At 44.9% G+C, this 14566-nt stretch carries 15 protein-coding genes and 1 other annotated feature; all 15 genes read left to right on the plus strand.

Annotated elements, in window-relative coordinates; genetic code table 11:
* The first annotated feature begins 184 nt into the window (after positions 1-184).
* The 15 genes from Q0785_RS18245 (at position 185) to Q0785_RS18315 (ending at position 14548) form a co-directional block, all read left to right on the plus strand.
* Entirely contained in the window at positions 185-430 is a 246-nt protein-coding gene (locus tag Q0785_RS18245) for a hypothetical protein (RefSeq protein WP_298833418.1), read from the plus strand.
* A 158-nt stretch (positions 431-588) separates the two neighbouring features.
* Positions 589-1059: a CtsR family transcriptional regulator gene (locus tag Q0785_RS18250; protein ID WP_298833421.1), complete on the plus strand. Its 471-nt coding sequence runs from the start codon at positions 589-591 to the stop codon at positions 1057-1059.
* Positions 1060-1071: 12 nt separating this feature from the next.
* A complete protein-coding gene (locus Q0785_RS18255) occupies positions 1072-1605 on the plus strand; it encodes a UvrB/UvrC motif-containing protein (RefSeq protein ID WP_298833424.1) in 534 nt (177 codons plus the stop codon).
* On the plus strand, positions 1595-2686 hold the full coding sequence (locus tag Q0785_RS18260) for a protein arginine kinase (protein WP_298833427.1): 1092 nt from the start codon (positions 1595-1597) through the stop codon (positions 2684-2686). The genes Q0785_RS18255 and Q0785_RS18260 overlap by 11 nt, the downstream gene beginning before the upstream one ends.
* Positions 2683-5145 (plus strand): ATP-dependent Clp protease ATP-binding subunit, encoded by a 2463-nt coding sequence (locus Q0785_RS18265; RefSeq protein ID WP_223643118.1) that lies wholly within the window; start codon positions 2683-2685, stop codon positions 5143-5145. Before Q0785_RS18260 ends, Q0785_RS18265 begins: the two co-directional genes overlap by 4 nt.
* A 63-nt stretch (positions 5146-5208) precedes the next feature.
* Positions 5209-6585, plus strand: a complete 1377-nt coding sequence (gene radA, locus Q0785_RS18270; RefSeq protein WP_223643121.1) for a DNA repair protein RadA — start codon at positions 5209-5211, stop codon at positions 6583-6585.
* A gap of 92 nt (positions 6586-6677) precedes the next feature.
* Positions 6678-7772 (plus strand): PIN/TRAM domain-containing protein, encoded by a 1095-nt coding sequence (locus Q0785_RS18275; protein ID WP_223643123.1) that lies wholly within the window; start codon positions 6678-6680, stop codon positions 7770-7772.
* A gap of 16 nt (positions 7773-7788) precedes the next feature.
* Positions 7789-8484 (plus strand): 2-C-methyl-D-erythritol 4-phosphate cytidylyltransferase, encoded by a 696-nt coding sequence (gene ispD, locus Q0785_RS18280; RefSeq protein WP_298833432.1) that lies wholly within the window; start codon positions 7789-7791, stop codon positions 8482-8484.
* Positions 8481-8981 carry a 2-C-methyl-D-erythritol 2,4-cyclodiphosphate synthase gene (ispF, locus tag Q0785_RS18285; protein WP_223643127.1) on the plus strand — a complete coding sequence of 167 codons (501 nt, stop codon included), beginning with the start codon at positions 8481-8483 and terminating at the stop codon, positions 8979-8981. The genes ispD and ispF overlap by 4 nt, the downstream gene beginning before the upstream one ends.
* A gap of 40 nt (positions 8982-9021) precedes the next feature.
* The gene (gene gltX / locus Q0785_RS18290) at positions 9022-10485 is read left to right on the plus strand and encodes a glutamate--tRNA ligase (RefSeq protein ID WP_298833437.1); all 1464 of its coding nucleotides are present in this window, start codon (positions 9022-9024) and stop codon (positions 10483-10485) included.
* A 42-nt stretch (positions 10486-10527) separates the two neighbouring features.
* Positions 10528-10745: a binding site (T-box leader), on the plus strand.
* Between the two features lie 52 nt (positions 10746-10797).
* A complete protein-coding gene (epsC, locus tag Q0785_RS18295; protein ID WP_298833440.1) occupies positions 10798-11460 on the plus strand; it encodes a serine O-acetyltransferase EpsC in 663 nt (220 codons plus the stop codon).
* Positions 11457-12857 carry a cysteine--tRNA ligase gene (gene cysS / locus Q0785_RS18300; RefSeq protein ID WP_298833442.1) on the plus strand — a complete coding sequence of 467 codons (1401 nt, stop codon included), beginning with the start codon at positions 11457-11459 and terminating at the stop codon, positions 12855-12857. The genes epsC and cysS overlap by 4 nt, the downstream gene beginning before the upstream one ends.
* 5 nt (positions 12858-12862) lie before the next feature.
* Positions 12863-13282: a Mini-ribonuclease 3 gene (locus tag Q0785_RS18305; RefSeq protein WP_223643136.1), complete on the plus strand. Its 420-nt coding sequence runs from the start codon at positions 12863-12865 to the stop codon at positions 13280-13282.
* A complete protein-coding gene (rlmB, locus tag Q0785_RS18310; RefSeq protein ID WP_298833447.1) occupies positions 13279-14034 on the plus strand; it encodes a 23S rRNA (guanosine(2251)-2'-O)-methyltransferase RlmB in 756 nt (251 codons plus the stop codon). Before Q0785_RS18305 ends, rlmB begins: the two co-directional genes overlap by 4 nt.
* Before the next feature lie 4 nt (positions 14035-14038).
* The gene (locus tag Q0785_RS18315) at positions 14039-14548 is read left to right on the plus strand and encodes an NYN domain-containing protein (RefSeq protein WP_298833450.1); all 510 of its coding nucleotides are present in this window, start codon (positions 14039-14041) and stop codon (positions 14546-14548) included.
* Positions 14549-14566: the final 18 nt, after the last annotated feature.

The raw sequence follows: 14566 nt of genomic DNA on the forward strand, positions 1-14566 counted from the left end.
ATGGTAGTTGGGGGTCTCCCCCTGTGAGAGTAAGACGTCGCTGGGCAGTTGAAAGAAGTCGTTACCGATTCCGGTAATGGCTTTTTTGTTTGGAGAAAAATAGAGACATAAACAATATAAGTTTAGGTGAAAATAAGGATTGAATATATATTGGAATGGGAAAAGCAAGAATGAGGTGAAAATTATGAAGCCAGGTATATATAAAGTAGAAGCTATTGATAAAAGAACAGTATTACTGAAGGCAGTAGGAGAAAGTGAAGAACAGTATACGTTTCCTTTAGTTGACTTTACCCACAATGTCTCTGTAGGGGATGTAGTGGAAATTTGGCAAGAGGGAATTAAGTGGAAAACTAAATATATAGAAGAAAAAACAGAGTCACTATCCAGCCATGCAAAGGATTTTGTGAAAAGAATATTAGATCAAGAATAAGGTTGAAAAGTCTTTTAGCATCTTAGCTTAAAGGCTTTTTTAATTGATCCATGCTTTCGATACGTACTATTTGATATCTGCAAAAACCTTGGTGTATAATTAAGTCAAATATAGTCAAAGTCAACTTTGGCATATTATGTATCGAAGAGGTGAAGGCGATGCGGAATATTTCAGACGTAATTGAAGGTTATTTGAAGCAGGTTATCGAATTAAGCGAGAGAGACCATATTGAAATTAAGCGCAGTGAAGTAGCAGAAAAATTTCAATGTGTTCCATCTCAAATAAATTATGTCATTAATACTCGATTTACTGTTGACCGTGGATATTTGGTAGAGAGTAAACGCGGGGGTGGCGGGTATATTCGTATCAAAAGAATTAGGCTGCATCAAAAATCAGATGTCATCGCAGAAGTCATTCAACGTTTGGAACATGGTGCCACTCAAGTAATGGCGGAAGATATCGTTTTCAGACTATTGGATGAAGAGATTATCTCTAGGCGAGAAGCAAAGCTGATTCTAAGTGCTGTTGATCGCACCACACTGCTTTTGCCTCTTCCGACCCGTGATGAAGTCCGAGCTCGCATTCTTATAGCGATGCTTTTTACAATCAAATATCAATCGAACACATAAAGGGGTGAAAAGATGATTTGCGATCAGTGCGGAGAACGTTCTGCATCAGTAATAGTTAAACAACAGCAACAAGGACAGATAATAGAGCTTCATTTATGCCATATCTGTGCTGCTGAAAACCATAGCATTAATATTGCTTTTGAACAGGATCCACTGGCTATTCATCAGCTATTATCAAATTGGTTCCCTAATTCGCAGGCATCCATTAACCCAGTTAGAAAGGAAATAGCTACATGCCCTTCCTGTGGTTTCTCTTTCGCTAAATTTTTACAGTTAGGAAAGTTCGGATGCGCTTCTTGCTACGATGCGTTTTCACCACAGCTCAATGAAATATTCAAACGTTTCCATAATGGGAATACAGAACACACCGGTAAAATACCTGCTTCCTATGGTACTACCTTAAAAATAAAAAAAGAAATTGAAGAACTTCGTAAACAAATGCAGGTATCAATTCAAGGAGAACACTTTGAAGAAGCTGCAAGATTAAGAGATGAAGTAAAAGTATTGAGTTCTAAGCTCGAGGGAGGTGCTCCAGATGGCAGTTGAACGGTTTCTCCAACCTCGAGCAAGCAGCTGGATGGCAAACGACGGAGAGAATGTCGACATAGCGATGAGTACAAGAATCCGGCTGGCGAGAAATTTGAATGATTTTAAGTTCCCATATTCTTTTACAGAAGACGAAGCGCTTAAAGTCGATAAAGAGATTTCATCTGTATTACTGGATAAAGGCAATGAATTGAACTATACTTTCAGCCATATCAGTATAGAAGAACTTGCTAAATTGCAAAAGGAAGTACTGGTGGAAAAGCATCTAATCAGTCCTTATCTCGCCAATAGCCAACATTCCAGTTCTGTTTTATTGTCTGAGAACGAAGAGCTGAGTATTATGGTAAATGAAGAGGATCATTTGCGGATTCAAAGTCTGCAATCAGGGTTTCATCTTCAAAACGCCTATAAGCTAGCCAACGAGTTAGACTCGCTATTAGAAAAGAATTTGTCGTATGCATTTCATGAAAAATACGGCTACTTAACCAGTTGTCCCACTAATGTAGGTACCGGGATGAGAGCATCGGTCATGCTCCATTTGCCTGCTTTGACGATGTCACATCAAATTCAGCGGATTATACCTGCAATTTCAAGGCTCGGTATGGTGTTTCGCGGTATCTATGGCGAGGGCAGCGAGGCATTGGGGAATGTTTATCAAATATCAAATCAATTGACGCTTGGTAAATCCGAGTACGAAATTCTTCAAGACCTAGAGAATATGACGGAACAGATTATCCAGCAGGAACGCAAGGCGCGGGAGGCAATTGTTCTGAATTCGCCGTTGGTGTTGGAAGATCGTGTCTACCGTTCTCTTGGTACTCTTACCCATTCGAGACTGCTGACGACGGAAGAAGCTGCTACTTGTTTGTCAGATGTTCGATTGGGTATTGATTTAAAGATGATCCAAGATGTAGACATGTCGATTTTGAATGAATTGATGATTTTTATGCAGCCGGCATTCCTGCAGCAATATGCAGACAAGCCGCTGCAGCCGAAAGAACGCGATTTTGCCCGGGCGAAGCTGTTCCGGGAGCGATTGAATAAAGAAGGTATAAATTGTGAAGGAGAGGATCTTGCATGATGTTTAATCGATTTACACAACGCGCACAAAAAGTTCTTCAGTTAGCTCAAGAAGAGGCCATTCGTATGAAACATGAGTCAATCGGAACAGAGCATATTCTTCTTGGTTTAATTCGCGAAGGTGGCGGTATTGCCGCTAAAGCTCTGGAAGCGATTGAAGTGAATACACAATTAATCGAAGAAGGCGTTAAGGAGCTTGTCGGAGTCGGCGAAAAAGATGTTGGCCCGATTGTCCATTACACGCCGAGAGCGAAAAAAGTGATTGAGTTGTCAGTTGATGAGTCCCGTAAATTGGGCCATTCTTATATTGGTACAGAGCATCTGCTGCTGGCGTTGATCCGTGAAGGTGAAGGCGTTGCAGCGCGTGTGTTAGGAAATGCAGGCGTCAGCTTGAATAAGGCGCGCCAGCAGGTATTGCAGCTTCTGGGCAACAATGAGCAGGCATCTACAGGCACAAGCCCGAATGCTTCGGCAAATACGCCGACATTGGATGGTTTGGCACGTGATTTGACACAAGTAGCACGTGAAGGCGGATTGGATCCGGTCATCGGCCGTAGTGATGAAATTACGCGTGTTATTGAAGTATTGAGCCGCAGAACAAAAAACAATCCCGTCTTGATCGGGGAACCTGGTGTGGGTAAAACAGCGATTGCTGAAGGATTGGCTCAACAAATCGTCAACAATGAAATTCCTGAAACACTGCGCGACAAACGCGTCATGGTACTGGATATGGGTACAGTGGTTGCTGGAACTAAATACCGCGGTGAGTTCGAAGATCGCTTGAAAAAAGTGATGGACGAAATTCGCCAAGCGGGCAATGTTATCTTATTCATTGATGAGCTTCATACATTAATTGGGGCAGGTGGAGCAGAAGGTGCGATCGATGCATCCAATATCCTGAAACCGTCGTTGTCTCGCGGTGAGCTTCAATGTATCGGTGCTACAACTTTGGATGAGTACCGCAAGTATATTGAAAAAGACGCGGCACTTGAACGCCGTTTCCAACCGATTCAAGTGGACGAGCCTACTGTGGACGAGTCGATTCAGATTATCCGTGGACTGCGTGATCGCTATGAAGCGCATCACCGCGTGAAAATCACGGATGAAGCAATTGAAGCGGCAGCTAAAATGTCGGACCGCTATATTTCGGACCGTTTCCTTCCGGATAAAGCGATTGACTTGATTGATGAGGCCGGCTCTAAAGTAAGACTTCGTTCGTACACGACTCCACCGGATTTGAAAGAGTTGGAAGAGCGCCTGGAAGCTGCGCGCTCAGAGAAGAATGAAGCAGTACAAAGCCAGGAATTTGAAAAAGCAGCGTCGCTTCGGGATGCAGAACAGAAGCTGCAGAACCAATTAGACAAAACGAAGAAAGAATGGAAAGAAAAACAAGGAAAAGAAGAGTCTGAAGTGACAGTGGAAGATATCGCGAAAGTCGTTTCCATGTGGACCGGCATTCCGGTTTCGAAACTGGCTCAAACAGAATCCGATAAATTGTTGAACTTGGAGTCCATTCTCCATAACCGTGTCATCGGCCAGAATGAGGCTGTCACATCCATTTCAAAAGCCATTCGTCGTGCACGTGCAGGATTGAAAGATCCAAAACGCCCAATCGGATCATTCATTTTCCTTGGTCCAACTGGTGTTGGTAAAACTGAGTTGGCTCGAGCGCTGGCTGAATCCATGTTCGGGGATGAAGAAGCGATGATCCGTATCGATATGTCCGAGTATATGGAAAGACATTCGACTTCACGTCTGGTCGGATCACCACCAGGATATGTCGGCTATGAAGAAGGCGGACAGCTGACAGAGAAAGTTCGCAGAAAACCATACTCAGTTGTGCTGCTTGATGAAATTGAAAAAGCCCACCCTGACGTATTCAATATTCTTCTGCAGGTTCTTGAAGACGGGCGATTAACGGATTCAAAAGGCCGCAGAGTCGATTTCCGCAACACTGTCATCATCATGACTTCAAACGTGGGTGCAGAAGAGTTGAAATACAATAAATATGTTGGTTTCAATTTAGATGATGCAAAATCGGATTATAAAGACATGAAGGGCAAAATGCTTGCTGAATTGAAAAAAGCATTCCGTCCAGAATTCTTGAACCGTGTAGATGACATGATCGTCTTCCATTCTCTTGAAAAAGAGAACTTAAGAGAGATTGTGAACTTGATGACGAAACAATTGGTTGATCGCTTGAAAGAGCAGGATATTGATTTGGAGTTGACTGATGCAGCGCTTGAAAAAGTGGCTAAAGAGGGATATGACCCAGAATACGGGGCACGCCCACTTCGTCGTTCTCTTCAAAAAAATGTTGAAGACCGTTTGTCAGAAGAGCTGTTAAAAGGTACAGCATTATCTGGCCAACGTATTATCTTCGATGTAAAGGACGATGACTTCATTGTTCGCACAAAAGAGACAGAAGAAGCGAAAGAAGCGGTAGTGGAAAAACAATAAGAACATTCCGCTCGCCGGGGTTGCTCTCCGGCGAGCGGTTTTTCTATTTAAGGAGAGGTACACTTGGCTAAGAAGAAGACAAAGTTTATTTGTCAGTCGTGTGGCTATGAATCGGCTAGATGGATGGGGAAATGTCCAGGTTGTGCAGCGTGGAATACAATGACTGAAGAAGTCGAAATGGCTGCTCCTAAAGGAACACGCGGTGCTTTTCAGCATAGTGCATCAGTTCCTCAAAAAGCGACGCCGATCAATGCGATTGAAACACAGGATGAACCACGCGTAGAAACAGAACTGAGTGAATTGAACCGGGTGCTTGGCGGCGGTATTGTGCCGGGGTCACTGGTTCTGATCGGAGGGGACCCAGGAATCGGGAAATCCACTTTGCTTTTGCAAGTTTCTGCAATGCTTGCAAATAGTGGGAACCGGGTATTATATATTTCCGGGGAAGAATCCATCCGCCAGACCAAGTTGCGGGCGGAACGTCTGGATGCTTCATCTTCAGAGCTGTTCATCTATGCAGAAACGAATCTTGAGTTGATTCATCACACGATTGAGGATGTAGCACCTGATTTTGTGATTGTCGATTCGATTCAGACGGTTCATCATCCTGAAGTGACTTCTGCACCCGGCAGTGTGACACAAGTCAGGGAAAGTACGGCAGAACTGATGCGGATTGCGAAAACAAAAAATATTGCGATCTTCCTCGTAGGGCATGTTACGAAAGAAGGCCAAATTGCGGGACCTCGTATTTTGGAGCATATGGTGGATACGGTGCTGTATTTCGAAGGCGAACGCCATCACACTTACCGGATTTTACGCAGCGTTAAAAACCGTTTCGGCTCAACCAATGAAATTGCAATTTTTGAGATGCTTCAAGGTGGACTAAAAGAAGTGTTGAATCCGTCCGAACTCTTCCTGCAGGAACGGTCAAGCGGTTCAGCGGGCTCGACTGTTGTAGCGTCAATGGAAGGGACGCGTCCAATCCTGGTTGAAATCCAGGCTTTGGTGACACCATCAAGTTTCAACTATCCAAAGCGCATGGCAACAGGCATCGATGTCAATCGGGTGTCGCTGCTGATGGCAGTGTTGGAAAAACGAGTGGGCATGCTGTTGCAGGCGCAGGACGCCTATATTAAAGTTGCGGGCGGGGTTAAGCTCGACGAACCTGCAATCGATTTGGCAGTGCTTGCAAGCATTGTCTCCAGTTTCCGGGACAAGGCGCCGAATGTCTATGACTGCATCATCGGAGAAGTGGGATTGACCGGGGAAGTCAGACGCGTATCGCGTATCGAGCAGCGTGTTCAGGAAGCAGCGAAGCTTGGATTCAAACGGGCTATTGTTCCCGCATCGAATTTGGGTGGCTGGGATTATCCGGAAGGGATTCGCGTAGTCGGTGTAGAAAGTGTTAATGATGCATTAAAAGAAATTTTCCCACAGTAAGGAGGCGATATGCCTCCTTTTCTTTCTAAATAAGGGTCATTAAAGCGTTATAGATTTAAAATGTGTATAATTATAAAAAGGAGGTGGAGCGCGTGTTAAGACCTATTATTCAAATTATGTTTTTGCTTATTGGTGCGACAGTCGGAATTTTATTATTGCCATCTGCATTTGAACTTATTCCCCTTCTCGACAATCCATGGATCAGTAATCCTTACGTAGCAGCAATTGTTGGTGCTCTTGTCTTTTTCCTGTTATCTTTATTATTTGTAGATTCGTTGATCAACTTCATGAAGTGGATGGAAGAGAAATTGCTTCATGCACCAACGCCCGATTTGTTGTTTGGTACAGTGGGAATGATCATTGGTCTTGTAGTGGCGTTCCTGATTGGATTTGCTTTAAGTACGGTTGATATTCCATTGGTAGCGACAATAGCTCCCTTGGTACTTTCAGTAATGCTTGGCTATTTGGGGTTCCAGGTAGGATTCCAAAAACGCGAAGAGATGTTGACCATGTTGACACCTTCCAAATTCACACCGGTGAAAAAGCTGGAAGTTGAAGAACCAGTTGAAAAAGTTTCTTATAAATTACTTGATACCAGTGTCATTATTGATGGGCGGATTGCCGATATCTCGGCAACAGGTTTTATGGAAGGCACATTCGTGGTGCCGCAATTTGTTTTGTCTGAGCTACAGCATATTGCGGATTCTTCAGATACACTGAAACGGACACGCGGCAGGCGGGGCTTGGATATTCTAAAGCGTCTTCAAAGTGAACGGGTGGATGCCATTATGATCACCGAAGAAAATTTTGATGAAGTCAGCGAGGTCGATTTGAAATTGATGCGTGCTGCGAAAAAAATGGGCGGTCAAGTTGTGACTAATGATTTTAACTTAAATAAGGTATGTGAACTTCATAATGTTCCAGTATTGAATATTAATGACTTAGCGAATGCAGTGAAACCAGTTGTAATCCCAGGAGAAGACATGCATGTAGTGGTCATCAAAGACGGCAAAGAACAAAATCAGGGTGTGGCCTATTTGGATGATGGGACAATGATTGTGATTGAAGACGGCAAAGGGTTTATCGGCCAGGCGATCAATGTCACTGTTACCAGTGTTTTGCAGACTTCTGCAGGCCGGATGATTTTCGCGAAGCCGCGCGACGGCAAACAAATTGCAACAAATTGATAAAGGATGTTATCCAATGAATTATACAGTCGTCTTGCCTGCTGCCGGCAGCGGGAAACGGATGAAAGCAGATAAAAACAAATTATTGCTCGAACTTTTCGGCAAGCCTATTTTTCTCTATACCCTGGAAGTTTTTCAAAAGGACCCGAACTGTGAAGCTATTTGGCTGGCAGTGAAAGAGCAGGAGCGGCAATTGATCGAAGAATATGTAAAACGTTATAACATCACAAAAGTACAAGGTTACGCTGCAGGGGGAACGGAGCGGCAGGATAGTGTCAGAGCCTGTCTTGAAGCGATTCCACCTTGTGGCGTTGTTTTGGTTCATGATGCAGCACGGCCTTTCATCGATAGGGAAGTCATTGCACGTCTTGTGGAAACAGCCAATGCTTCTGGAGCTGCGATTGCTGGTGTGCCAGTCAAAGATACCATTAAAAAAGCGGAAAACGGAGTCATTTCAGAGACTGTAGACCGCAATCAGTTGTGGACGATCCAGACGCCGCAGGCTTTTCGCTATTCATTGATTTTGAAGGCAGCGCAGTCAGCCCGCAATGATGGATTTATGGGAACAGATGAAGCGATGCTCGTTGAGCGCTTAAATTATCCCGTGGCTATCGTTGAAAGTACATACGAAAATATAAAAATGACGACACCGGATGACTTGATCTATGGAAAAGCTATTCTGGAAAGTCGATTACAGGAGGAACAAAAATGATTCGAATCGGACAAGGTTATGACGTACACCAGTTGGCAGAAGGACGCCCTTTTATATTGGGGGGAGTTGAGATTGAGCATGATAGAGGGCTTCTTGGCCACTCGGATGCGGATGTTTTGCTGCACACAATTACGGATGCGGCACTTGGCGCAATCGGTGGAGGCGATATCGGCAAGCATTTTCCTGATACGGATCCGGAGTTTAAAGACGCCGATTCCCGCAAGTTATTGACGCATATTTGGGAATATGTCAAAGAGCAGGGCTATGAGCTTGGCAATGTTGATTGCACGGTAATTGCTCAAAAGCCGAAACTGGCCCCTTATATTGAACAGATGCGTGAATCGATTGCAGGCCTATTGGAAGCAGATATTTCACAGGTCAATGTTAAAGCGACAACTTCAGAGCATCTTGGATTTACTGGACGTGAAGAAGGGATTGCTGCATTAGCGGTGATCCTATTGAATAAGCGCCCAGTTTCGCTTGATGTCCCAGAGTGATAGAATAACAAAAGGATACGATAATTTAGGAGGAACTCACATGACACAAGAAGTACGCGTACGTTATGCACCAAGCCCGACAGGTCATCTACACATCGGCGGCGCCCGTACAGCATTATTCAATTACTTATATGCACGACACCATAACGGCAAGTTCATCGTTCGCATCGAAGATACGGACACAGCACGTAATATCGAAACAGGGATCATGTCACAGCTGGATAACTTGAAATGGCTGGGCATCGAGCATGATGAATCGATTGATATTGGTGGGGAGTACGGTCCTTATCGCCAAATGGAGCGTTTGGATACGTATAGAGAGCATTCGGATAAGATGCTCGAAAAAGGTCTTGCCTATAAATGCTTCTGTACACCTGAAGAACTTGAAACAGAACGCGATGCCCAAAAAGCATCGGGCATCGCTGCGCCTCAATACAGCGGCACTTGCCGCAATTTGACTGCTGAAGAAGTTGCTGAAAAAGAAGCGGCAGGCAAGTCGTTTACAATTCGGGCGAAAGTTCCTGCTGCTGTTACGTATGAATTCAATGATTTAGTGCGTGGTCCGATTTCATTCGAATCCAAAGACGTCGGCGATTGGGTGATGGTCAAAACCAATGGTATTCCAACATACAATTTCGCTGTTGTCATTGATGATCATTTGATGAAGATCTCTCATGTGTTCCGCGGAGAAGAGCATTTATCGAATACACCGAGACAGATGATGATCTATGATGCGTTCGGCTGGGATTATCCGGGTTATGGTCACATGACGTTGATCATCAACGAAGACCGCAAAAAACTATCGAAACGTGACGAGTCGATTATCCAGTTTATTTCACAGTACAAAGACCTGGGCTATATTCCAGAAGCTTTGTTTAATTTCTTTGCGCTTCTTGGCTGGTCTCCAGAAGGCGAAGAAGAGATTTTCTCGAAAGAGGAATTGATCCGTATTTTTGATGTGGAACGTCTGTCTAAATCGCCATCAATGTTCGATAAACAAAAATTGATGTGGATGAATAACCAGTACATTAAGCAATTGCCGCTTGAAGAAGTGGTGAAATTATCGCTTCCTCATTTGCAAAAAGCAGGCAGATTACCGGAAGAAATGACACCGGAACAAGCGGAATGGGCGAACAAGCTGGTTGCGTTATACCACGACCAACTGAGCTATGGTGCAGAAATCACCGAGCTTTCCGAACAGTTTTTCACGGAGGAATTGTCCTACGGGGAAGCTGAAAAAGAAATTTTAGCAGCTGAGCAAGTGCCTGAAGTGATGACGGCATTCAAAGAGCAATTGGCTTCACTGGAAAACTTCGAACCGGCTGAAATCAAAGCGGCTATCAAGGCAGTCCAGAAATCGACCGGCCATAAAGGCAAAAACCTGTTCATGCCGATCCGTGTGGTCATCACCGGACAAATGCACGGACCTGAGTTGCCGGACTCCATTTCTCTATTAGGGAAAGACAAAGCCATTGCCCGCGTTTCCCAATATGCAAGTGCGTAGCATTGACTTATTGCGCTAACGGTGTAAAATGAATTTACCATTAATAAAACGTTGACGGGAAGAAGTACATGCAGCAAGCTCTCTAGAGAAGATCCCCACCGGCTGAAAGGGATCTGGGCCGCTGCTGCATCGAAATGCCTCTCCGAGTGCTGAGTCGAATCAAGTAGACCAGACGTCTTGCCTGCGTTACGGGCCTTCGAGAGAAAAGGATGGACTATCCTTTTAATCAGAGTGGAACCGCGCAACTATGCGTCTCTGTCATTTACATGACAGGGACGCTTTTTATTTTGGAATAGAAAGGGAGCGATAGAAATGTTCAAATTATTGAAAGACGATGTTGATGTTATTTTCGAACAGGATCCGGCAGCAAGAAATTATTTAGAAGTCATCCTGACCTATTCCGGTCTGCATGCCATCTGGGCACATCGGTTGGCGCATTTTTTCTTTAAGAACAAACTGTTTTTCATCGCCCGCATCATTTCTCAGATCAGCCGCTTTTTCACAGGAATTGAAATTCATCCGGGCGCAGTCATTGGGCGTCGCTTCTTTATTGACCATGGAATGGGTGTTGTCATCGGAGAGACGTGTGAAATTGGCGACAACGTGACGTTGTACCAAGGTGTAACACTAGGCGGTACTGGGAAAGAACGGGGCAAACGCCACCCGACATTGGAAGACAATGTACTGGTTGCGACCGGCGCCAAAGTTTTGGGTTCCATCGTAATCGGGGCCAACTCGAAAGTCGGAGCGGGGTCGGTTGTGTTGAAGAACGTACCGATGAATTCAACGGTAGTCGGGATTCCAGGTAAAGTGGTGATTCAAAATGGCGTGAAGGTCAAGCCGGATTTGAACCATCAGAATATGCCAGATCCCGTTATGGATAAATGCGATGGCATGGAAATGAAGATTGCCAGATTGCAGCAAGAGGTTGAACAATTAAAAAAAGCTAGGCAGGAAGAAGGGCAACGTTTATGAGTATCCAAATTTTTAATTCATTGTCACGGCAAAAAGAAGAGTTTATTCCTTTGGAAGAAGGAAAAGTGAAAATGTATGTCTGCGGGCCGACTGTTTATAACTACATCCATATCGGCAATGCGCGTCCTGTCATCGTCTATGATACAGTGCGCCGCCATTTGGAATACCGTGGCTATGATGTGAAATATGTATCGAACTTTACAGATGTCGACGATAAATTGATCAAAGCGGCCAATGAGTTGGGCCAGGAAGTTCCGGAAATTGCGGAGCGTTTCATCGCGGCCTATTTTGAAGATACGAAAGCACTGGGCTGCGCAGAAGCGGACGTCCATCCGCGCGTAACTGATCATATGGTGCAGATCATTGAGTTTATTGAAGCGCTGATTGAAAAAGGCTATGCTTATGAGTCGCAGGGGGATGTCTATTACCGGACTCGTAAATTTGAAGGATATGGCAAGCTGTCCCACCAGTCTGTCGATGAATTGAAGATCGGCGCACGCATTGAAACTGGAGACAAAAAAGAAGATGAGTTGGATTTCGTGCTTTGGAAAACAGCGAAGCCGAAAGAGATTTCATGGGACAGCCCATGGGGCAAGGGACGTCCAGGCTGGCATATTGAATGTTCGGTCATGGCACGTGAGCATTTGGGTGATACGATCGACATCCATGCAGGCGGACAGGATCTGACTTTCCCGCATCATGAAAACGAAATTGCCCAATCCGAAGCATTAACCGGTAAACCTTTTGCGCGTTATTGGATGCATAATGGGTATATTAATATTGATAATGAAAAAATGTCGAAGTCGCTGAATAATTTTGTGCTGGTGAACGATATATTGAAGGAGATGGATCCACAGGTACTGCGTTTCTTTATGCTGTCAGTCCATTACCGCCATCCGATCAATTACTCGCAGCAATTGGTGGAAGATGCCATTGCCGGATTAGAACGGCTGCGTACGGCTTATGCCAACTTGAAACATCGCTTAAGCACTTCGGCAGATCTGGGTGACCACTCCGATATTTGGATCAATAAAATCGAAGCCATTAAAACTACATTCATTGAAACCATGGATGATGACTTCAATACGGCGAATGCCATTTCAAGCCTGTTCGACTTGTCGCGTTTGTCGAATATGTATTTGTTGGAAAAACAAACAGCGACGACGGTTTTGGAGACTTTCATTGCGGTGTTCGATGAATTGGCTGGGGTATTAGGTGTACCGTTCAGCCAGGAAGAAGAATTGCTGGATGAAGAAGTCGAGGCATTGATGGCAGAACGCATTGAAGCGCGCAAAAACCGTGATTTTGCCCGCGCTGATGAAATCCGTGATTTATTTAAAGAAAAAAATATCATTCTGGAAGATACGGCACAAGGTACACGCTGGAAAAGAGGGTAATACAGTTGAATGTTTTACGAAAAAATGACGTAGACCAATTGAACGCATTGGCTCTTGCCTACATGGGAGATGCTGTTTATGAGCAGGCGATCCGCGAGCATTTGCTGCGTTCGGGACGCGCCAAACCGAATATCCTGCACCGTCAGTCAACCACTTTCGTTTCTGCTAAAGCGCAGGCGGTCGTTCTGAAGCGATTAACAGAAGAAGGGTTTCTGACGGAAGCGGAACTCGCGATCATGAGGCGGGGGCGCAATGCCAAGTCCGGGTCTGTTCCGAAAAACACCGATGTGCAGACCTATAACTTCAGTACCGCATTTGAAGCGGTACTTGGCTGGCTATATTTAAAAGAAGAGCAAGCGCGTGTGGACGAAATCATTTCCTATGCGATTGAGATTGTCGAAGAGCTGGGAGGCGTATTGAAATGACGGAAGAAGAGTTGGCACCGGAAATCATTGGCGGAAAGAATCCTGTATTGGAGGCATTGCGGGCGGACCGGGACATCAATAAAATCTGGATTGCTGAAGGAGTCCAGAAAAAAGGCATTACAGAATTGCTGCAATTGGCAAAGGATAAAGGCGTCATCGTCCAATCCGTACCGAAGAAAAAAATCGATGGGCTGACGGATACCAATCACCAAGGCATTGCAGCGGCTGTAGCCGCCTACAACTATGCAAGTTTAGATGACTTGTTCGCGGCTGCAGCGGCAAAAAATGAAGACCCTTTTTTCCTGATTTTGGATGAACTTGAAGATCCGCATAATTTGGGCTCCATTATGAGGACGGCCGATGCAATCGGTGTCCATGGGTTGATTATTCCGAAGCGGCGAGCTGTTGGATTGACGGGTGTTGTGGCGAAGGCCTCAACAGGCGCGATTGAGCATGTGCCGGTTGTGCGCATCAATAATTTATCGCAGACGGTGGACGAATTGAAGAAACGGGGTCTTTGGATCGCAGGTACAGACGCCAAAGAGTCGGTTGATTACCGGAAGATGGATGCTGCACTTCCGCTTGCTGTCATCATTGGCAGCGAGGGCAAAGGGATGAGTCGGATTTTGCGTGACAAATGCGATTTCCTATACCAATTGCCGATGGTCGGCCATGTCACGTCACTGAACGCTTCAGTCGCAGCAAGCTTATTGATGTACGAAGTATATAGAAAGCGCAATCCACTGGGTTAATGCCATGAATATTCTGCTGGTTGATGGATACAATATCATTGGTGACTGGATGGAGCTGCAGGAACTGAAAAAAGATAAGTTGGCGAATGCCAGAGATCGCCTCATAGAGCGGATGGCTGAATACCGCAGCTATAAGGGGTGGCGCGTCATCATCATTTTCGATGCCCATCTCGTTCCGGGGATCGAAGCCAAGAATCTGCACCACGATGTTGAAGTCATTTTCACAAAAGAAAGCGAAACGGCAGATGAGCGGATTGAAAAACTGGTGGCGATTTTAAATAATCGCCGAGACCAGATTTATGTAGCCACTTCGGATTTAACGGAGCAATGGGTTATTTTCGGCAAAGGAGCATTGCGAATTTCAGCGCGCGAACTCGAAATTGAAATGATTGAAATACAGGAGAACATCACTAAAAAAGTAAAAGAAATCCAGGAGCAGCGCGGGATTTCCAAGATTCCGCTGTCCAGCGAAGTAGCGGAAATTTTCGAAAAATGGCGAAGAGACTTGAAATGAACGGTTGACGCTCATTTT

Source organism: uncultured Planococcus sp. (genome assembly GCF_947501725.1).
GTDB lineage: Bacteria > Bacillota > Bacilli > Bacillales_A > Planococcaceae > Planococcus > Planococcus donghaensis_C.